Here is a 20894-nt window from a genome sequence, read left to right as displayed (position 1 = left end):
ATGATCGAAGTAGGTAAAGATAATTTCGAACAGGAAGTGAAGCAGCACCAGGGCATCGTCATGGTCGACTTCTGGGGTGAAAGCTGCGGTCGCTGCATGGAGCTGATGCCCGATGTGGTTGCCCTGTCCGAAAAGTACGGTGACAAGATTAAGTTCACCAAACTGAACATTGCCGGCAACCGTCGTGTTGCCATGGGTCAGGGTGTCATGGGTCTGCCTTCCATGGTCTTCTACAAAGACGGCGAAAAGCAGGCGCACCTGTCCGGTGAAGAACTGGATGCCCAGCAGATTGAAGACGCAATTAAACAATACGTTTAATTGAGTAAAGAATTTTAAAAGTTTCATTGCTGAAATTTTTAAAACAGGAATAACAGAATTTACATCATCGTTGCAGTTATTAATGAATGATTGAAAGACTGTTATTCCGACGCTGGATTCGATTCATTCGATGACAGCATTTTGTAAGGTGATCTCCTTTGCAGGGGATTGATTTTTCGAGTTCGCTTTATTGCGATATTTCAGGTCAGAAAGCCATGCTGAAAGACAAGAAAGTCGTAATACTCGGTGATCGCGACGGCGTCCCAGGTCCTGCCATTGAAGAATGTGTCAAGACCGCTGGTGCCGAAGTTGTATTCAGTACTACCGAGTGTTTCGTCTGAACTAGCGCAGGCGCAATGGATCTTGAAAATCAAAAGCGGGTCAAGGAATTGTCCGAAAAGTACGGCCCTGAGAACATTGTAGTTGTTCTCGGCGGCGCAGAGGCCGAAGCATCTGGCCTTGCAGCTGAAACCGTAACTAGCGGCGACCCGACTTTTGCAGGTCCGTTGGCCGGAGTCCCGTTGGGACTTCGTGTACACCACATCGTAGACGCGGAAATCAAGGAAGAAGTTGATCCGGAAGTTTACGAAGAGCAGGTTGGAATGATGGAAATGGTTATGCCGGTTGATGAAATCACCGGTGAGGTTAAGGAATACCGCGAGAAATTCTGTAAGTTTCTTGGATAACCATTCACCCGGATGTTGCACTGAACCGTAAGGTTTGTGCATCTGTCGTCTGTCCGGGACCAGCCTGTGTTGATCCAGGCAGACGACAGAGTTCGAACCGGGTGTCCCCAGGGGCATCGGTTCAGTGTAACGGATGGGGTAGATGTGTGATGGCAGGACTGCCGGTGGGCAGTGATTTGCCAGACCAGTATCCGGCGATTATTTCGGCGATGATTAATTAGCTGCTGTACAGCTCCTCAAATTGCCGCGGTAATCAGACATAGATCCAACGGGAACATTGGTTTGTTTCCTTTGCGGCTGACCAGATGGAGTTCGTGCCGTGGACTACCCCGTTATTAAAGGCGCAAGTTACGTACTTGCACATACACCTGATTTTATTCCTTTCGGCTCCACCCAGGTATTTGCCCGGAAGTCGAATGATCAGGAATACCTTTCTTCACTGAAAAAGCACCAGCGTCCTTTTGAAGATGTTGTCGCCTATCCGGCAAACCAGTGCTTTATCGGTAACGTCACCCCTGAAGCCCTCGAAGGCATGGCTGCTCCCTGGTATGAAAACCAGATGGAAGGCGCCGAGCGTCAGGGTCGCTTCGGCGAAATCATGCCCCAGGACGAATTCTTCGCCCTGATCAAGCACTCTGATGTGTTTGACCTGGTCAAACTGACCCCCGAATTTATCGAGCAGGCTAACCAGCGCCTGAGCACCCATCCGCTGCTCAGCCATATCGTGCTGGACGACAAGTGCGCCATGGCTGCTACTGATATGCACGCCCTGGTGGAAGAGCACATCGCTGAGCCACTGACCATGAACGGTGAGCTGGTCGGCTGCGTCAAGCGCGCCCACGATGACGATGAAAACCTCAGTGCCCACTTCATTCTGGAAAACCTGAGCGTTAAAGCCTCCGGTATCCTGGCGGCACTGCACCTGAAGAAGCAGGGAATGGACCTGTCCCAGGTGGATTACATCATCGAATGCTCCGAAGAAGCCTGCGGTGACATCAACCAGCGTGGTGGTGGCAACTTTGCCAAGGCTATCGGTGAACTGGTTGGTTGTGTCAACGCTACCGGCAGTGACCTGCGTGGTTTCTGCGCGGCACCTGCACATGCTCTGATTCACGCGGCAGCGCTGGTCAAAGGCGGCGTATTCAAGAATGTCATGGTCGTTGCCGGCGGCGCTGTCGCCAAGCTGGCCATGAACGGCCGTGACCATGTCAAGAAAGGTCTGCCGGTTCTGGAAGACGCTCTGGCCGGTTTCGCTACCATCATCAGCGAAAACGACGGTGTCAGCCCGGTTCTGAATACCGACATCGTGGGTCGTCACACCATTGGCACCGGTTCTGCACCGCAAGCCGTTATGACCAGCTTGATCTCCGCGCCGCTCAAGCGTGTTGGCCGTACCATTCCGGATGTCGACAAGTTCTCCACCGAAATGCAGAACGCCGAGATCACCAAGCCTGCTGGTGCTGGTAACGTACCGGAAGCCAACTACAAGATGATCGCCGCCCTGGCCGTTAAAGAAGGTCAGTTGGAACGCAGCGAACTGATGAGCTTTGTTGGCAAGCACGGCATTCCCGGTTACGCACTGACCCAGGGTCACATCCCATCAGGTGTTCCTTATCTGGGCCACGGCCGCGATGCGATCCTCAACGGTGAGATCAACAGCTTCATGGTGGTCGGCAAGGGCAGTCTGTTCCTGGGTCGTATGACCAACCAGTTCGACGGTATCTCCACTCTGATTGAAAAGAATACTGGTATCTCTTCTGACAGCAGTTTTGACGGCAGCGAAGCCCGCAAGCTGGTTGCAGAAGCCATGAAAGACGTCGCTGAGCGTCTGCTGGAAAAAGCCGGTGAGCAATAAGGAGAAGGTCATGGCAAATCTTAATGAAGCCCTGGCCGGTGCCTTCAGTGACATGGCCGACGGCCTGGTCAGTGGTAGTTTCGGACGCAAGAAGCGTATCGGCCTGACCCTGGTCGGCAGTGAGCACGGTTCTGATGAACTGATGCGAGCGGCCACACTGGCAGCACGCACATACGCAGATATCGAACCGGTTCTGATCGGTGACGTTGCCGAGGCGCCTTTCGAGCTGCATCCGGCCTCTGATCTGCTTGAGTGCCACCAGGTCATGGAAACGTTGCTGGACGAAGGCAAGATCGATGCCTGCGTCACTCTGCACTACAGCTTCCCGCTGGGTGTCAGCACCGTGGGCAAGGTGATCACGCCGGCGGTTGGCCGCGAGATGATCCTGGCCACCACCACGGGCACCAGCGACACCATCCGTAATATCGCCATGGTGAAGAACGCCATCGCCGGTATCGCACTGGCCAAGGCCACCGGCATCCAGGAACCCACCGTGGGCATCCTGAATGTGGAAGGTGCGGCACAGGTAGAACGTGCACTGCGTCAGCTCATCGACAACGGTTACCGCATGAACTTCACCGAATCTGCCCGTGCAGACGGTGGTGTCCTGATGCGCGGTAATGACCTGCTGCAGGGCGCGCCCGATGTGATGGTCGCGGACAGCCTGACCGGCAACCTGATGATGAAGGTGTTCTCTTCCTTCAACACCGGTGGCAGCTACGAAGCACTAGGCTACGGCTACGGCCCGGGCCTGGGTGAAGAAGCCCGCCGCCTGGTCGGCATCATCTCCCGCGCTTCCGGTGCGCCCGTTATCGCCGGGGCCATGCGCCTGATGGCTGACGGCGCACAGGGTGAACTTCTGGATGTCTACCGTCGTGAAATGAAGGCTGCGAAAGACGCCGGTCTTGACGATGTACTGCAGGGCCTCAAGCCCAAGGCAGCCGCCGAGAAGACTGAGACCGTGACTGCGCCGCCGGAGAAGATCACTGACGGTGATATCAACGGCATCGATATCCTTGATATCGAAACCGCTCGCGACGCCCTCTGGGCAAAACAGATCTTTGCACGCACCGGTATGGGTTGCACCGGTCCTGTCGTCATGGTGGCGCAGGATGATCTTGAGCAGGCCCGTCTGGTGTTGAAGGAATCCGGTTTTATCGCTTGATCGATCAGGCGCTCCGGCGCCCGGTCAACAGGCTATTCAGGAGAGTGTAATGAAACTAGAGATTGGCAATATCCATGTGAAGGAGCTGGCGTTCGGTGAGAACACCGCTCTTTCCTCCGGACGGGTGCAGATCAACCAGGAAGAACTGACTGGTTTCATCCGTGAACTGGACCATCGCATCACTGAAGTGAAGCTGGACATCGCCCTGCCAGGCGAAAAGACCCGCATCATGCCCGTGAAAGATGTCATCGAGCCACGCGTCAAGGCAGAAGGCAAGGGTTCCATGTTCCCGGGCCGCAACCCCGGCGAAGAGTCCATGGTCGGCGAAGGCCGTACCCATGTACTGAAAGGCATGGCCATCGTCACTACCGGTAAAGTGGTGGGCTTCCAGGAAGGTATCATCGATATGAGTGGTCCTGGTGCGGAGTACACGCCGTTCTCCAAGACCCAGAACCTGGTGATTACCTGTGAAGTAGACGACAGCTGCAACCAGTATGATCACGAAGCCATCCTGCGGAAGGTCGGCATCGAAACTGCCAACCTGATTGGCAAGCTGGCCAAGGACGTGGCTGCGGATGAAACCCGCACCTACGAAACCAAGCCGCTGCTGGAGCAGGCTGCCCAGTATCCGAACCTGCCTAAGGTCGGCTACATCTACATGCTGCAGAGCCAGGGCCTGATGCACGACACCTATCTGTACGGTGTTGACGTCAAGACCATTCTGCCCACACTGCTGTACCCCACAGAAGTGATGGACGGCGCGATCATGAGCGGAAACTGCGTATCCGCCTGTGACAAGAACCCCAGCATCGTGCACCAGAACAGCCCGATTATCCACGAGCTGTATGAGCACCACGGCACCAAGTACAACTTCATGGGCGCGATCGTGACCAACGAAAACGTGACCCTGGCTGACAAGGAGCGTTCCTCCAACTACGTGGCCAAGCTGGCTGTGCAGATGGGTCTGGATGCGGTCATCGTCAGTGAGGAAGGTTTCGGTAACCCCGATGCTGACCTGGTAATGAACTGCCGCAAGCTGGAAGAAGCCGGTATCAAGACCGTCCTGCTGACCGACGAATACGCCGGCCAGAACGGTGAGAGCCAGTCACTGGCTGACTCCACACCGAAGGGCGACGCAGTGGTCACCAACGGTAACGCCAACCAGGTCGTTCACCTGCCGGCCATGGATCGTCTGATCGGTCACGACACCTATGCCGACATGATCGCCGGTGGTTGGGACGGCAGCCTGCACGCTGACGGCTCCATCACTGCAGAGATCCAGGTGATCACCGGTGCTACCAACGAGTTGGGTTACCACAACCTGACTGCCATGGCAGGTTAAGGAATACAGGAAGAGAACAGATCATGACTATCAAGATTGTTCATTACATCAACCAGTTCTTCGGTCAGAAGGGTGGCGAAGAAGCAGCCAACCTGCCTATCGAACTGGTAGACGGCCCCGTCGGACCCGGTACTGCACTGTCTGCAGCCCTGAATGGCAAGGCAGAAATCGTCAAGACTATCATCTGCGGCGATTCCTACTTCAACGAGAACGAAGGCGTAGCCTGCATGGGCATCCGCGAAATTCTCGAAGAGATTAAGCCTGACCTGCTGGTTGCCGGCCCTGCGTTCAACGCTGGCCGTTACGGCATGGCTTGCGGCAAGGTCGGTGAAGTGGCTAACGGTCTGGGCATCCCGACCATCAGCGGCATGTACAACGAGAACCCCGGTTACGAGCTGTACAAAAACTTCTCCTTCATGGTTGAGACCACCAACAGCGCAGCCGGCATGCGTCAGGCAATGCCTGCCATGGCCAAGCTGATCACCGCTTTCATTGAGAAAGACGGCAAGCTGGGTACTCCGGAAGAAGAAGGCTACATGCCTCGCGGTCTGCGCGTTAACTTCTTCGCTGAAGAGCGTGGCGCCAAGCGTGCGGTTGATATGCTGATCGCCAAGATCGAAGGTACGCCTTTCAAGACTGAATACGAAATGCCCGTATTCGACCGTGTTGCACCTCAGCCAGCCGTCAAGGACCTGAGCACTGCGACTATCGCCCTGGTGACTTCCGGTGGCGTGGTGCCGAAAGGCAACCCTGACCACATTGAGTCTTCCAGTGCCTCTAAGTACGGCGCCTACAGCATTGCCGGCCTGGAATGCCTGTGCGAAGCAACCCACGAAACTGCCCACGGCGGTTACGATCCGGTTGCCTGTAACCAGGACTCCAACCGTGTTCTGCCTGTCGACGTACTGCGCGACATGGAGAAAGAAGGCAAGATCGGCAAGTTGTTCGACACCTTCTACACCACGGTCGGTAACGGTACTTCCGTTTCCAACTCTAAAGCGTTCGGCGCTGAAATCGCGATGCACCTGAAGAATGCGGGGGTTACCGCCGCCATTCTGACCTCCACCTGAGGAACCTGCACGCGTTGCGGTGCAACGCTCGTCAAAGAAATCGAAAAAGTTATGCCTGTCGTCCATATCGCCACTGTTGTGCCGATCTCCCAGACTGTAGGTGCTAACCGTATCGTTCCTGCCGTCGCTATCCCTCATCCGCTGGGCAACCCCAAGATGGATGCGACTGAAGAGAAAGTTCTGAGAAGAGGTCTGGTGGAAAAAGCGCTGGTCGCGCTGGCCACTGAGATCGAAGACCAGACAGTCTTCTAAGGTAAACCCCCGGCACTTCGGTGCCGGGGGATTTTTTTAGGCGTGAACGAACAATAAGAAACAAACCCTCACACATTCTGGGACTCGATAATGCGTTTTAAACCAACCAATTCCTCTATTCCCCCCTGACGATTTTCCGGATCATCCATCGTTTTACCCGTTCCACTTTGATGCGCTAGTAACAACGAAACATCCGGGGGAAAGTCGTTATGACAGACGGTAAGAAAAAGATGCCCTTACTCCTGAAGGTCATCATTGCAATCATCATAGGTATTCTTTTCGGGCAGGTCGTCACCGCTACCGACGGCGGCAGTCTTGGCACAGTGCTCACGTATGGCCTGCGGGTCGGTGCCACCTTCAGTGATATTTTCAACCGCTATGTCGGTTTCTTTGTACCGCTTTTAATTGTCGGCCTGGTCGCACCCTCAATTGCTGACCTGGGCATGAAAGCCTCCAAGGCGCTGTTGATTACCGTCGCGCTGGCGTACGGTTCCGCCTTCGGTGTCTCCCTGATCGCCTACCTGCTGGGCGCCAGCATTATCCCGGCTATCGTAACGCCCGGTTCTGCCGCAGAAGCCAATGCTATCAATGTTGGCTCCTTCCTGCCGGCCAGTTTCACCTTCGAGCCGATCATGGGCATCATTACCGCGATCGCCCTGGCATTCTCCATCGGCCTGGCCGCTGCTTTCATCAAGAGCGAGACCCTGCCGAAGTTTCTGGACGACGGTAAGCAGATTGTTATCAAGATTCTGGGCGGCTTTATTGTGCCGCTGCTGCCTTACCACATCGGCATCATCTTCGCGAAGATGTCCGCACAGGGAAACATCCTCCAGAACCTGTTCAATTTTGCCAGCATCATCGGCGTGATCATCATGCTGCAGATCGCTTACCTGTTGGTGCTTTACTTCACGGCGGGCAGCCTGACCGGCCGCAACCCGATCACCGCGATCAAGAACATGCTGCCGTCCTACTTCACCGCGCTGGGTACCCAGTCATCCACCGCGACCATTCCGGTGACCCTGAAGTGCGCCGAAGCGAATGGTGTGTCTGAGGATGTCCGCGGCTTTACCATTCCGCTGTGCTCCACCATCCACCTGACCGGTTCTGCAGTGACACAAACGTTTGGTTCCATGGCGGTATTTTTCTTGTTCCATGGTACAGTTCCGACTCTGGCCATGATGCTGCCGCTGGTCATCTTCCTCGGCATTATCCTGATCGCAGCCCCCGGTGTTCCTGGTGGTGCGCCAGCGGCCACTGTCCCTGTCCTGAAGAGTTTCATGGGCTTCACCCCGGAAATGTCCGGCATCATGTATACCCTCGGTATCACCAACGATGCCTTCAGTACTGCCTCCAACGTGGCCGGTGACGGCGCGATCTCCATGATCGTCGACAAGCTGACCGCGAAGGACCAGGCCGCGATGAAATCGCTCCATGAAAAAGACGCTGCAGAACAAGCAGTTGCAGCGACGAAATAGTTCTCGATGCGGTGTGCCGGTGATCCTGGCACGCCACTGTGTTACTCCTGAAGAAATAAGCTGAACGCGAATGAACAAGGCATTTTTCTACGAGCACCTTCAAGGCCAGCTCAACGACATGAAAGAACAGGGTCTGTACAAGAGCGAGCGTGTGATCACCTCGCAGCAGCAGGCCGACATCACCGTGAATTCCGGTGCAGAGGTTCTGAACTTCTGTGCGAACAACTACCTGGGTCTGGCGAATTCACCGGAGTTGATCAAGGCCGGTCAGGAAGGTCTGGACAAGTGGGGCTACGGCATGGCGTCCGTGCGCTTCATCTGCGGTACCCAGGAAATCCACAAGACCCTGGAAAAGCGGATCTCCGACTTCCTGGGTATGGAAGATACCATCCTGTATTCCTCCTGCTTCGACGCCAACGGCGGCCTGTTCGAAACTCTGCTGGGTCCGGACGATGCGATCATCAGTGACGCCCTGAATCACGCCAGCATCATCGACGGTGTGCGTCTGTGCAAGGCCAAGCGTTTCCGTTATGCCAACAACGACATGGCCGAGCTGGAAACCCGCCTGAAGGAAGCTGAAGAAGCCGGCGCCCGCTACAAGCTGATCGTCACTGACGGTGTCTTCTCTATGGACGGCATCATTGCCAACCTGAAAGGCGTCTGTGATCTGGCGGACAAGTATAACGCCATGGTGATGGTCGACGATTCCCACGCCGTGGGTTTCATCGGTGAGAACGGGCGTGGCAGCCACGAGTACTGCGACGTCATGGGCCGTGTCGACATCATTACCGGTACCCTGGGCAAAGCCCTGGGTGGCGCTTCCGGCGGCTATACCGCTGCACGCCGTGAAGTGATCGAGATGCTGCGTAACCGCTCTCGTCCGTACCTGTTCTCCAACACCCTGTGCCCGGCGATTGCCAACGCGTCAGTCAAGGTGCTGGACATGCTGGAAGACGGTGCAGAGCTGCGTCAGAAGCTGCGTGACAACAGCCAGTACTTCCGCACTGAAATGGAGAAGCTGGGCTTCACCCTGGCGGGCAAGGATCACGCGATCATTCCGGTCATGCTGTTTGATGCATCGCTGGCCCAGGCATTTGCTGAGAAGATGCTGGAAGAAGGTATCTACGTAATCGGTTTCTGCTTCCCCGTGGTACCACAGGGTCAGGCCCGGATCCGTACTCAGATGTCTGCTGCCCACGACCGTGAGCACATTGAGCGCCTTATCGCCGCCTTCACCAAGGTTGGCCGCGAACTGGGCGTCATCTGATCGAAAGAATGACCGGCGCTGACCCACAAGGTCAGCGTCCGGGGACTGACACCAAAAGTGCAGTCCGGGTCAAGGGGGTGCGGTCAAGACTGTATTTCCACGGATGCTGCACAATGGCAGTCAGAATACCCACAAGGTAATGGTTGTAAGGTACACACATGAAAACGCTGGCCAAACTCAAGGCTGAAAAAGGCATCTGGATGGACGAACAGCCGATGCCAGAAGTCGGTCACAATGACGTCCTGATCAAGATCAAGAAGACGGCTATCTGCGGTACTGATATCCATATCTACAACTGGGACGAATGGGCGCAGAAGACCATCCCCGTAGGTATGACTGTCGGTCACGAATACGCCGGTGAAATCGTTGAGATGGGCAAGGAAGTGAAAGGCTTCAAGATCGGTGACCGTGTGTCCGGTGAAGGTCACATCGTCTGCGGTCACTGCCGTAACTGCCGAGCAGGCCGTCACCATCTCTGCCCGAACACTGTCGGTGTGGGTGTTAACCGTATGGGCGCTTTCGCAGAATACCTGGCGATTCCTGCGGCCAACGTTTACCCGCTGCCCGATGATATCTCCGATGACCTGGCCGCCATCTTCGATCCGCTGGGTAATGCCGTTCACACCGCGCTGTCATTTGACATGGTCGGTGAAGACGTACTGATTACCGGCGCTGGCCCTATCGGCATCATGGCCGCTTCCATCGCTCGTCACGCGGGTGCCCGCCACGTGGTGATCACTGATGTAAACGACTACCGTCTGGCGCTGGCCCGTGAAATGGGTGCTGCCAACCGTGTGGTTGATGTCTCCAAGGAATCCCTGGAAGACGTCATGACCGAGCTGGGCATGCGTGAAGGTTTCGACGTGGGTCTGGAAATGTCCGGTAACGGCGTTGCCTTCAACCAGATGCTGGCCAACATGGAAAATGGCGGCAAGGTAGCCCTGCTGGGTATTCCCGGTAAGGACACCGTGATCGACTGGAACAACGTCATCTTCAAGGGTCTGTTCATCAAGGGCATCTATGGCCGTGAAATGTTCGAGACCTGGTACAAGATGACCAGCATGATCCAGAGCGGCCTGAACATGGAGCCGATCATTACTCATCGCTACCACGTGGATAACTACGCGGAAGCCTTTGAAGTGATGGCCAGCGGCAAGTCCGGCAAGGTTGTCCTTGATTGGAGCTGATAGCTCGCTGATCGAAAGCAGACGGCAGGATTGCCGTCTGCCATGTCCCGGGTCTTCTGACACGGGATCAGACCAGAGATGGAAAGGAAGTCATCCAGATAACTGAAAGCAGCAATACCCAAACAGCAGAATACACGCAATAAAAACGACAAATGACGTGTAAAACGCTGAAAATGGGGCAGTAGGGGTCAGCATCGAACGTCGACCCTGGTGGAGTGAAAGGACATTTGACGAATTTGTAAGCCGTCGCAAAACGGGAAATAGCGTCCCAGTCATTGGTGGGACCATGCAGGAACAGTGGATAACAGGTTTTGCGACGTAACGTACGAACCGATTTTATCAACAAAAAAGGGTCTGAGTATGGAACTCCTAAAGGGTGTCACGTTACTGCTCATCACACTGTCGCTGTTTTCACTGTTCAGTGCTTACATGCCAAAAGGTCGCGCTGCCATGGGGGGATTGGCCAATGCGGCCATTGCCAGCTTCCTTGTCGAAGCGGTTCATTCCTACATCACCGGTGATTTCATAGGGATTGCCTTCCTGAAAGAAACTGGCCTGGCTGCCGGCTCCATGGGCGGTCCGGCGGCTGCCATGCTGGTCATCATTGGTATGGGAGCCAGCCCCGTGCTTGCGGTCGTCGCGGGTGTCGCCGTCGCCGGGCAGGGGATTCTGCCAGGCTTCATTGCCGGTTATGCCTGCTATTTCATTGCCAAGGTTCTGGAAGAGAAGCTGCCGGAAGGTGTGAACATGATCGCTGGTGCACTGATTACGGCGCCGATTGCCTATCTGGTGGCGATGTGGTCTGCGCCGGTGGTCAATGAGACGCTCGGAGTTGTCGGACTGGCTATCAGTGAAGCGACCAAACAGTCACCTTACGTGATGGGCATTGTGCTGGGCGGCATCATCAAGATTGTCTGCACCTCACCACTGAGTTCCATGGCACTGACCGCCATCCTGGGCCTGACCGGCCTGCCGATGGGTATTGCCGCCATTGCCTGTGTCGGTGGCAGCTTCACTAACGGTATTGTGCTCAAGCGTCTCAAGCTGGGGAATAACGGTAACGTGGCGGCGATCATGCTCGAGCCACTGACCCAGGCGCCGATTGTCACCATGAATGCCCTGAAGTTCTACTCCTGTAACTTCTTTGGTGGCGCACTCTCAGGTCTGGGTGCGGTTTACTTCGGGATCATCAACAACGCGCCAGGTACTGCTGCGCCGATTCCCGGCCTGCTGGCGCCGTTTGCCTTCAACGACCCGATGAATGTGATCGGTGCGCTGGTGGTCGCGGTGATCGGTGGTACGCTGGCTGGCTTTGTCGGAACCGAGATTCACCTGAAGCTCAGTGGTGCAGCCAAGGCACCTGCGCCTCAGCCTGTGTGAATTCTTTATGGTTAAAACCAGTGAGTTAGCGTTTTAATCCAAAAGAAGGTCCCAATGAATGGGATCTTCTTTGTTTTGGCGTCATTTGAACTTTAAGCTTACTGAACGTTGGCCTATGTGGTTTACGAGGGTTGATTGTTACAGCCAGCTCACAACGAAGGGAGACACTGTCAGGAGACGGAATAATTTGCCCCATATTCAATGGTTGTGGAAATGTGGTGATTATGATGTCTTTGCCAGGATGAAATAAAGAAACCTCTATTCTAATTGTGGAATTATCTGAACTTGTGTTTGCAGTGTGTGAGTGGTTACTCAACTCCATTATGGTGAATCTTGCGTGCTGGTTTTCAGGTGATATGTTGACGCTAACACCTAAGAAATGGGGGAGGATCTTCGTTAAAGCTTCATTAATGAAAAAAATTGTATCCTCAAGAAGGTGGCAAAGGATAAAGTCGACTGTAGTAGACTTGGTTAGGGTTAGTGATTGAATGCGTGAAATAAATTTTCTGAGATCAATGTTCGATAGCTCTCTGTCGCTTGCTAATTTCGCACCAATGCGCCCATGTTGATTTCTGACTGTGTATGAGTATTTTGGTATGCTTCTTATTAATTGATCTTTTAGTTTTAGAGTTAACTCCATCTTTCCACGGTGCACATTTTGTAATGCTGTTTCGCGGAGTTGTTTTTTTATTGTTTTATGGATGCGCGATAGCGCTGCGTCAGTCATTGTTAAAGAGGTATCATGGTTCGATTCAATGTCTATGATTAATTCATTGATATCTGAAATGCATTCCTCACAGAAAGCAGGCTTTAGCAAATCATCCACAATCTCAAAAGGTATACCTCTGAGTATTCGGGTTGCTTCTGCAGTGAAGTGGGTTTGTGAAGGCCTTTGATATGGCGCAGGCAGGTAATCTTCAGGATTGATGGATATTTCTTTTAGCTCTTTGGTGAGGGTGTCAATGAGACATAGTTTCATTCTGAGTTTATGGGCTTCGTATTCTTTTAGTCGAGTTTTGATATGTGACCACATGTTCTCCAGAAAAAAGCTCTCTTTTGTTATAGTGGCTAAAGTCTTTGTTACCTGTTTTTTTAACGCCTCAATTTCATAAGCAATTATTGTTTCTGGTTCAGATACAAAGTTTTCAAAATCACCCAGTACAAACGGAAATGTATCAGGGGCATCAGTAGTTATTGGCGTTTGCATGCCTTCTAAAAGAAGAGGGATTGTTTCTTGGGTAACAGGTCGTGTTCGCCTACAGCATATAAATGTAAAAAAAATGTCGGCTATAGAATTAGCAGGTGGCAACTGCATAAAATAGCTCTCACCCGTTGGATGAGAGTCACTATCCAGATGATATGCGGAGATCGTGGGAGATAATCGAGCCTCACTGTGGAGAGGTTTTGAAAGCATGCATTAACCCTCATTCTTTGCTGGTTTTTGTAGGCACTATTCGCCGTAGAGACTCAAATCTTGGAAACGATTATGTCGTCTCAAGGTAGAGTCAGGTGTATTTCTAAAGGTGCAAACTGCACGGTATCAGGCATCCAGGAGCGAAAGGATAGTATTGCCTCTGCCCAAATTTTTGTTCCCGACCATTCTTCACGAATTTGACTAAGGTTTTCAGTGTTGCCGAATGCATCGGTATGAATGCGATTAAGGACAGGATGAATACAAAATTTCATTGTGACGACAAAATCATCAGGGTTGTCCAATGATGCTGGTTTTTTTTTGGTGATGGCAGTGTTTATTGTTGGTGTGCTTTCAAGTAATATGGTTTGTGGACCTAATAAAACGCTTAATAAACCGTTGAATACTGATGTTAATGCAAAGCCCATGTCCTCAGTAAGATGCTGACAAATGGCAGTTTGCAGGTTTTCATTGTGGTTTAGCAGTAATGCTAATTTTTCAGCAAATGGAGGAATGGCTTTTTTTCTTTCAAGCGGTGTGTGTGTCGATGGAAGGACGGGATACTGTTCTAGCTTTTGACTATCTGTCAGGTAATAGTTGTTGTTGGGGATGTTTCTTTCTAGATGACTAACACAGGATGTCGGAATATGACAGTTTGTACTGATTATTGTTTGTTGATGCGCTTCAGGGTTATCCATAATGTATTGTCTTATACTATATTCAAACATCGTTTGAAGCTCTTCAATTTTTTGGCTGGTTACAATGCCGTAGTGGTCGATGCTGTCATGAATATCTATTGTTGTATTCTGCAATTCAAATATGAGGGCTTGGTATTCACTCCTGAGTATATTAAGTAGTGGTTGAGGTTTTTTTATTGTTTTATTTTCGCATAGCGCCTGTGCGAAGGTGCATATTAATTGTATTTTAAACGTTATGCATTTTTCTGTTTCTTGGGCGTGAAATAATCTGTCGCTAATATAGGCTGTCAGTGCACTTTGCAAATCTTGCTGTTCTGCTTTGATAGTGGTGTCGACGAACTTACAAAACGCTCTGCATTCTTCTTGGATAGCCTGATTGTCCATTGGAGCATAAGCTGCTTGTGTTAACCGCTCAAGCTGAATGCGTCTATCGTTGATACTTCTTCTGCTTGTGCTAAGGCTAAAGTACGCTGCGATGTCTGAACAGCATGAATACATTGCAGATGGCAAGGTGCGCAAAATACCCCATCTGGTTGTTTGAGCGGTCGAGGTGGTTTCTCGTGATGGGAACGTGTGGTACTTGGTACGACCTGTTGACGTTGAGGGAGCAGCCATAAAATATACCTCAGCGCTATATCAGCGTTTACTGCAGTGGTTAATGTGAACCTATAGATTGGTATTAACAGCTGTAGTTCCGCAATGCGGATTTATGGGGCTGGTATTGTCAATTTACTTAACAGGTGCTGGCAGGAATTTTCCTGTCTTATCCGTTACTTTTCGAAGCTAGTTTTTGGCATCGGGCTTTTTATTGTCAGGCTGGTGTTGTTTTTTCAAGGCTTCCAGTTCTGCGAGTTCTTCCTCTTCCTTTTCGTCCTCTTCTGTTTTAATTGGCTCTACGCTGAGATCCAGACCACCACTGCTCGAACTGCTACCGTTTTCATGGTGCAGTTTGAGTTTTAGACGAAGATTGTTAGGAAAGTCAGCATTTTTCAACGCCTCATCTTCGGTAATTTTTCCCTCGACGGTGAGCTTGAAAAGTGCGCTGTCAAAGGTTTGCATGCCTAATTCTTCGGATTTGAGCATGACATCCTTGATGGAGGCCAGGTCACCTTTTTGAATCAATTCCTTGATCGTGTGTGTACCGAGCAGGATCTCAATCGCGGCACAGCGCTTTTTATCCACGGTGGGAATCAGGCGTTGGGAAATGAATGCCCGGAGATTATTACCGAGATCCCCCAGCAGCTGTTTGCGCCGCTCTTCCGGGAAAAAGTTGATGATCCGGTCCAGCGCCTGGCTGGCGTTGTTGGCATGCAGGGTGGAAATCGCCAGGTGACCGGTTTCGGCAAAGGCCATGGCGTATTCCATGGTTTCCTGGTCCCGGATTTCACCGATCAGGATAACATCCGGCGCCTGGCGCAGGGTGTTTTTGAGGGCGGCATGGAAGCTACGGGTATCCACACCGACTTCGCGCTGGTTGATGATGCTTTTCTTGTGCTTATGCACAAACTCAACCGGGTCTTCAATGGTGATGATATGGCCGCCGGAGTTGCTGTTCCGGTAATCGATCAGGGCCGCGAGGGAGGTTGACTTACCGGAACCGGTTCCACCGACGAACAGGATCAGCCCGCGCTTGGTCATGATGACGTCTTTCAGGATTTCAGGGAGTCTGAGGTCGTCAAATTTAGGGATGTCGGTTTTGATGTTCCGGGCAACGATGGAGATTTCATTGCGCTGCTTGAAGATATTGATCCGGAACCGGCCACAGTTGGGTATGGATATCGCCAGGTTCATTTCCAGCTCACGCTCAAAATCCTGACGCTGCTCTTCATCCATAATGCTGTTGGCAATGGCTTCAATATCACCGGATTGAAACGGCTCCTTGGCCAGGGGCTTTAATGTACCCTGGAATTTCGCACAGGGAGGCGCATAGGTGGAAAGATACAGATCCGAGCCGTCCTTGCTCGCCAGAATCTTGAGCATCTTATTGAATTCCATACGCTATCGTCCCTGATACGAGGTCTTACTGGAAATGGTTATCGTATCTAAGTAAAGCACAGCCAGAAGCAATTGGGAGGGACGTCCCGGTGTGCGGAAAATGAAGGGAGCCAACGGTTACTGGTGATTCGACCAGACGCCCTGATCGATCGCTCTGGCTGCCTGCAGCAGGTGTTCGGCATCATGCTGTGTGATCACGGTATGGTGATGAGAATACGCCTCATGATAGAAGGCATGGAACGCTTCTCTGACGGCATGCTCACCATAAGCATCCGATACGGCTGCATAAAAGGAGCGATTGATAAAAAAGCGGGGCTGGCAACGGGACAGCAGGTGACCAATAGTGGATGTGCTGACCGTTGTAATGGATTCAGTGGCATGATTATATTTCACGCTTTCCTGAAGACGGGCGTTTTCACCCACTTTCTGGCTGGAAAATACCGTTGAATCCAGGCTGACAATAAAAGGTCTGTGCATAGTAGTGTAAATCCCTCCGTGGACTCGCACTATTAATTAACGATAGCAATAAAGGCTGGGGGTAGGGAGTGGGTGTTAAGACATAATTGATGTGTTATTTGCGCATTTCATGAAGAAAATGTCAGTTTTTTTACTGGTTTTTAGTTTTTTATAACCAAAACGTATAGTTGCGTGTTTTTTAATCGTTCAAGTCTGCTTTGTTAGGTTTGAAATGAAACTTTATGTGTTTCTTTCAGACAAACGGTCATGCATTAATTCTTTCTTAGTTACATGGTTGCCAATATGGAAAATCTGCCTGCAGTTGCGGGTTCAAGCGGAATGGGTAAAAGAAAACTGTCGCATGATAGTACGCCTCATAAAGCAAAAAGGATGTTTGACTTTAAAGATAAGGTTCAGCTAAGGGAGGGGATCTATGTCGGAAGTATGGAGAAAATCCGGGTTGTTTCTTTATCCCCATCTGAGAGGGAGCGGTATGTGCCACAGAAGGTGTGGGATAGTTATGGCATTGACTTGAAAACACGAATACTCCCGGTTTTCCATGCGAAATTCCCAGGCTTTGATAAACCACCAGACAGGGAGTTCCATATTAAGATTCTTGATAGGATTGAAGTCTGTTTTAGTCAACGTAAAAAACAAGAAGATGATGCGTCTACTCCGGTCGCAAAGGAAGAAAGTCATGCAGGCACTTCAGTGGAAAAAGAAAGTGATGCCGTTATTCAACTAGTAAAAAAAATAGAGGATGCCGATGATTTTTTGATTGAATGTAAAGAGTCCAAGTCGCCTTCTGTTGAGGTATTCACCTGTGGCTATCTTGGTAAGCCAGAAGACTTAAGTGATAAACAATCCTATGTGGAATTACCCGGTAGAGGTAATGTTGCAACCGGCAAGGTCGTCGCGGTGTTTTTTTCCAGTCCTGCTGTTGATCAATGGGCGAGTGCCCATCTTGCAGGAAGTGCGAAAAAATGCGACATGCAGATGTCATTCAAGCTACCTAAAAACACGCGTAGCAGTCATATGTCAATTGATACGATTTGGCTTAAACCCGGAGAGGGTGCAGTGTTCCAAAGAGAAGATATGGTGTGGAAACTGCTATATCATTACCGAAACAAACCTGTGAAATTTGAATTGAAAACGCTAGTCTACCAAGCGCCTCTTATTGCCGATGAACACGCTGAAAGTATTACGATTAGTGACGGTGAACCGTTTTTGTCTAAAGAGGTTATCAGTACGATTTATCAGCATCAATGTGAGCAGGATAAGGGGGCTTCGCCTTCAGATAAAGGTGGGAGAGAGTCACTTGCTTGGAAATGGTGTACAAAGGATTCACTTCCTGTTTTTTTGAATGAGTCGACTAAACGGCAGCGGATACACTTTTTTTATCATTTGGAAAGTCATTTGCATACTGTAGCTGTCTTCCTGTTTGAAAATAATAATTCATGGGTATGTTATATTCATGAGACGCTTGGTAGTGAGAATGAAGTGGCGCGTAAATTAAGGTGTGAGATCGAAGAGGCTTTACAGGGTGTTTATCAGGATAAGTGGATATATATTTTGTATCCCTCTCTAAGATTGCAGTATGACTATGATAGTTGTGGGGGGATTGCCCTTGATGCAATGGAGCTTATAAGAAAAAAGACAGAGGGGTTGATTAATGATTTGAAGGCTGTGGGGATCAGTAGACATAAAAAAAGAGGGAAATCTAAAGCGGAAATTATTCATGTACACGTTGGATCTGATCAGTTACCGATCGCGTTTATGAAATATTTTCAGGGTAAGCCTGACATATTATCAAAGTGGAAGTTAAAACAAGAGGTCGAAGACGGGAAAATTCTACGCGATTATCTGGAAGAAAGGAGTGTGACTCTCCATGATCCTGTTAGTAATAAAACGCTAACAACTAATCTTGAACCTTTTAACAGACGTTATGATTTCATGAATATTTATAAGTGCCTTGTAACTAATGTTAAAACGCAGAAGAAAATATCAGATAAGCAGAAGAGTAAAGAGCCTATACCTAAGAAGCAGTATACTCATGAACAAAAAATGCAGGCTCTGGCGCTGCGCAGTGAAGGTAAGACGTGGGAAGAGGTACGGACTCAGACTGGGGTGCCAGATTATGTGGCTAGGCATTATCAAAAGAAACAACCAGTGGTAGGCGGAGGGAGTCGTCAGCCTGATTCAGGACAAGCCGTGAGTGCCGTCACTGTCAGCGCTTCCGACAGTAGCGTAGTGGCGGAATCCACTCCTCAGACCAGTCAGTCGCCGTTGATACTTCCCATGCCCATACCCATACCCATGCCTGTTCTTGCTCCGATCCTTGTTCCTATTCTTATTCCAATTCCAGTTCCAGTTCCAGTTCCAGTTCCAGTACCCGGACCTTTATCTGCGCAGGATAGGGAGGATTCATCCGAGGAGCAGTAACGTTTCAAGCATGGCGCCTTGTCTGTGGGGCTATTAGACAGGATCATCAGTACGTTCGGTGGGTTTGAATTTTAGGTGACATAGGGTGAGTACATGACGACGGTTGATCTGTATAGGAAGATATAACGTCTTACCCTTCTGCTGCCGTATGCCAGAATATCAGACACTGACAGCCAACATGCAAAGGGGGTTGCGGCGGGCTGTGCTCATAGATCAGTTGCAGGGATTCACAGTCAGCGCAGTCATCGCAGCTTTTGACTTCCCAGCGAAGTTTTTCACCCTCCGGCGCGGTAATAAGTCGGAAGGTATTGGTTCGGGCAACGCTGTAGGTGCTTTTCATCAGCTTGGCCAGCGCTTCATAGTATTGCCAGGCCATCTGTAAATCGCGGATCTTTTTCTCCATGCCTTTTGGGGGAATCAGGTAATAGAGTTCGCTCAACGGCAGTATATTGACCAGTTTCCCCATGACACCTTTTGCACCTTCCAGCAAGGAAATCGCATCGGCCTTGTTCTTGGCTTTTTCATGGATGTTGCAGTCGGAGATCAATTCAGACAGGTCAGTCATGCTGAGCTGCTGCAGTAACACCGATTGTGGAATATCCGCGCCCTGCAGGCAGAGGGTTGCGTTAACCAGCTTTTTCATATGCTGAATAACCAGTTTGTCAGTGTCGCTGATCTGCATGATTTTTTCGATATGCGAGGCATAGGGGATGTAGATTTCGTGGGCCTCTTTACCGTGGTTGGTGATGAAAATCTCATCAAGGCCTTTGGTATCCGGCACATCACGCAATAACGGGGCAATGTCGGACGAGAGCCGGATGGGAAGCGATTGCATGGCTTTGTCGGTAAATTCACTCATCATGTAGCTTTGATCTGTTTTATTTGCGCCCTCCCAGTCCTGAGAGTTTTCAATGAGCGAACTGATGGTTTCCTTGAACTGTTTTTTGTGCTTTTTGATGTAGGCGTCAACCTCAAGGCAATGGGCCTGGTAGCGTGCGAGCACCGGTGCAAGGGGGGCCTTTTCGAGCCACTCGCCATTTTCGTAGTGGTCAATCCGCTCTCTCACCGCTTGGGCGATCTCTTCGGAGTCGGTGGCCAGTGTTAGTTGAGAGGTGGTGCCAGGATTGAGCAGATAGCCGTTGGCTGTTTTCTCGATAGGGGGTATCTGGTAGATGAGGCGGCCTGAATCATTGGTGCTAAGGGCGCTGTTCAAGGGGGTTTTTTCAGTGGCGGGCAGTGTGGCCGGGGCCGCCTCTTCCTCATCCTGCCTGGCACGGGGAGGTGCATAGCCAGGGTCAGAGGTTGCGGGGCCGGCAAGATATACAAAAAGGAATGTGACCAGGCCTGAGAGGGTTGGAGGCATCCAGCCAACGGTCGGATCAACAGCCATGGCGAGGGTGATGATCCCGCAGATCAACCCTATCAGGTAAAACAGCATTACTTTTATGTAGGCCATGGGTTGCTGAGCTCCTGCCGACAACCGTGTATTCAATCTTATATATTTACCATTTATGGATGAGTAACGTAAACCGGTTATCGTCCTCAGCAATGCTGACAGAGGTGTTTGGTTTACTGATGCTACCACTGTTTGGCAGGAACTTATTGTCAAAAAATGTCTCTATTTCTGATTCGAAATGATGATTTGCGTTTCGAGAAGTATGACTGGTTTGTCGGAATCTTAATCTGTTTTTAGCAAGTGAAGTGTTTTTTAAAATAGTCTTGTCTAAGACAGGCAATAAAGAAAAGGGAAATAAGTTTATTTTACCTCTCTTGTTTGGTTGATGTATCGCTAGCTTCTGGTGAAATAGCGTAGGGTATCCTGATCGAAGATGTCATGGTTCTGTGCTGTTTTAGGTAGCCTAAAGTGAGAGCAGCACTTATCCATATCCTGATTT

General features: G+C 50.9%; 16 protein-coding genes. 11 read left to right on the top strand and 5 right to left on the bottom strand.

Annotated features, from left to right (window positions below):
- The 10 genes from trxA (at position 1) to KHS78_RS07715 (ending at position 11997) form a co-directional block, all read left to right on the top strand.
- Positions 1 to 318 (top strand): thioredoxin TrxA, encoded by a 318-nt coding sequence (gene trxA / locus KHS78_RS07770; RefSeq protein ID WP_211826923.1) that lies wholly within the window; start codon positions 1 to 3, stop codon positions 316 to 318.
- A gap of 215 nt (positions 319 to 533) precedes the next feature.
- Positions 534 to 1004 carry a glycine/sarcosine/betaine reductase complex selenoprotein A gene (grdA, locus tag KHS78_RS07760; protein ID WP_246506227.1) on the top strand — a complete coding sequence of 157 codons (471 nt, stop codon included), beginning with the start codon at positions 534 to 536 and terminating at the stop codon, positions 1002 to 1004.
- A 319-nt stretch (positions 1005 to 1323) separates the two neighbouring features.
- On the top strand, positions 1324 to 2859 hold the full coding sequence (grdC, locus tag KHS78_RS07755; protein ID WP_211826913.1) for a glycine/sarcosine/betaine reductase complex component C subunit beta: 1536 nt from the start codon (positions 1324 to 1326) through the stop codon (positions 2857 to 2859).
- Positions 2860 to 2869: 10 nt separating this feature from the next.
- A complete protein-coding gene (grdD, locus tag KHS78_RS07750) occupies positions 2870 to 4024 on the top strand; it encodes a glycine/sarcosine/betaine reductase complex component C subunit alpha (protein ID WP_211826911.1) in 1155 nt (384 codons plus the stop codon).
- A gap of 49 nt (positions 4025 to 4073) precedes the next feature.
- Positions 4074 to 5366 (top strand): glycine/sarcosine/betaine reductase component B subunit, encoded by a 1293-nt coding sequence (locus tag KHS78_RS07745; RefSeq protein WP_211826909.1) that lies wholly within the window; start codon positions 4074 to 4076, stop codon positions 5364 to 5366.
- A gap of 23 nt (positions 5367 to 5389) precedes the next feature.
- Positions 5390 to 6688: a glycine reductase complex selenoprotein B gene (gene grdB, locus KHS78_RS07740; protein ID WP_246506214.1), complete on the top strand. Its 1299-nt coding sequence runs from the start codon at positions 5390 to 5392 to the stop codon at positions 6686 to 6688.
- Positions 6689 to 6897: 209 nt separating this feature from the next.
- Complete coding sequence (locus KHS78_RS07730) at positions 6898 to 8163, top strand: cation:dicarboxylate symporter family transporter (protein WP_211826906.1); 1266 nt, start codon at positions 6898 to 6900, stop codon at positions 8161 to 8163.
- A gap of 70 nt (positions 8164 to 8233) precedes the next feature.
- Positions 8234 to 9430, top strand: a complete 1197-nt coding sequence (locus tag KHS78_RS07725) for a glycine C-acetyltransferase (protein WP_211826904.1) — start codon at positions 8234 to 8236, stop codon at positions 9428 to 9430.
- A 158-nt stretch (positions 9431 to 9588) separates the two neighbouring features.
- Positions 9589 to 10617 carry an L-threonine 3-dehydrogenase gene (gene tdh, locus KHS78_RS07720; RefSeq protein ID WP_211826902.1) on the top strand — a complete coding sequence of 343 codons (1029 nt, stop codon included), beginning with the start codon at positions 9589 to 9591 and terminating at the stop codon, positions 10615 to 10617.
- Positions 10618 to 10977: 360 nt separating this feature from the next.
- On the top strand, positions 10978 to 11997 hold the full coding sequence (locus KHS78_RS07715) for a PTS sugar transporter subunit IIC (protein WP_211826900.1): 1020 nt from the start codon (positions 10978 to 10980) through the stop codon (positions 11995 to 11997).
- A 25-nt stretch (positions 11998 to 12022) separates the two neighbouring features.
- On the opposite strand, the gene KHS78_RS07710 is transcribed toward KHS78_RS07715, so the two are convergent.
- The 4 genes from KHS78_RS07710 to KHS78_RS07695 all read right to left on the bottom strand — a co-directional run bounded on the left by KHS78_RS07710 (position 12023) and on the right by KHS78_RS07695 (position 16578).
- Positions 12023 to 13411 (bottom strand): hypothetical protein, encoded by a 1389-nt coding sequence (locus tag KHS78_RS07710; protein ID WP_211826898.1) that lies wholly within the window; start codon positions 13409 to 13411, stop codon positions 12023 to 12025.
- An 80-nt stretch (positions 13412 to 13491) separates the two neighbouring features.
- Positions 13492 to 14721: a hypothetical protein gene (locus KHS78_RS07705; RefSeq protein ID WP_211826896.1), complete on the bottom strand. Its 1230-nt coding sequence runs from the start codon at positions 14719 to 14721 to the stop codon at positions 13492 to 13494.
- A gap of 168 nt (positions 14722 to 14889) precedes the next feature.
- A complete protein-coding gene (locus tag KHS78_RS07700; protein WP_211826894.1) occupies positions 14890 to 16101 on the bottom strand; it encodes a PilT/PilU family type 4a pilus ATPase in 1212 nt (403 codons plus the stop codon).
- Between the two features lie 117 nt (positions 16102 to 16218).
- Positions 16219 to 16578, bottom strand: a complete 360-nt coding sequence (locus tag KHS78_RS07695) for a hypothetical protein (RefSeq protein ID WP_211826892.1) — start codon at positions 16576 to 16578, stop codon at positions 16219 to 16221.
- 282 nt (positions 16579 to 16860) lie between these two features.
- Between KHS78_RS07695 and KHS78_RS07690 the strand changes: the two genes are divergently transcribed.
- Positions 16861 to 18999, top strand: a complete 2139-nt coding sequence (locus tag KHS78_RS07690; RefSeq protein WP_211826890.1) for a hypothetical protein — start codon at positions 16861 to 16863, stop codon at positions 18997 to 18999.
- Between the two features lie 130 nt (positions 19000 to 19129).
- Here KHS78_RS07690 and KHS78_RS07685 read toward each other — a convergent pair whose 3' ends face one another.
- The gene (locus tag KHS78_RS07685; RefSeq protein WP_211826887.1) at positions 19130 to 20455 is read right to left on the bottom strand and encodes a hypothetical protein; all 1326 of its coding nucleotides are present in this window, start codon (positions 20453 to 20455) and stop codon (positions 19130 to 19132) included.
- Positions 20456 to 20894 lie beyond the last annotated feature (439 nt).

The sequence above is a fragment of the Kistimonas asteriae genome (assembly GCF_018263925.1).
GTDB lineage: Bacteria > Pseudomonadota > Gammaproteobacteria > Pseudomonadales > Endozoicomonadaceae > Kistimonas > Kistimonas asteriae.
The sequence above is the reverse complement of the archived record's forward strand: the minus strand, read 5'-3'. Positions and strand labels throughout refer to the sequence as shown.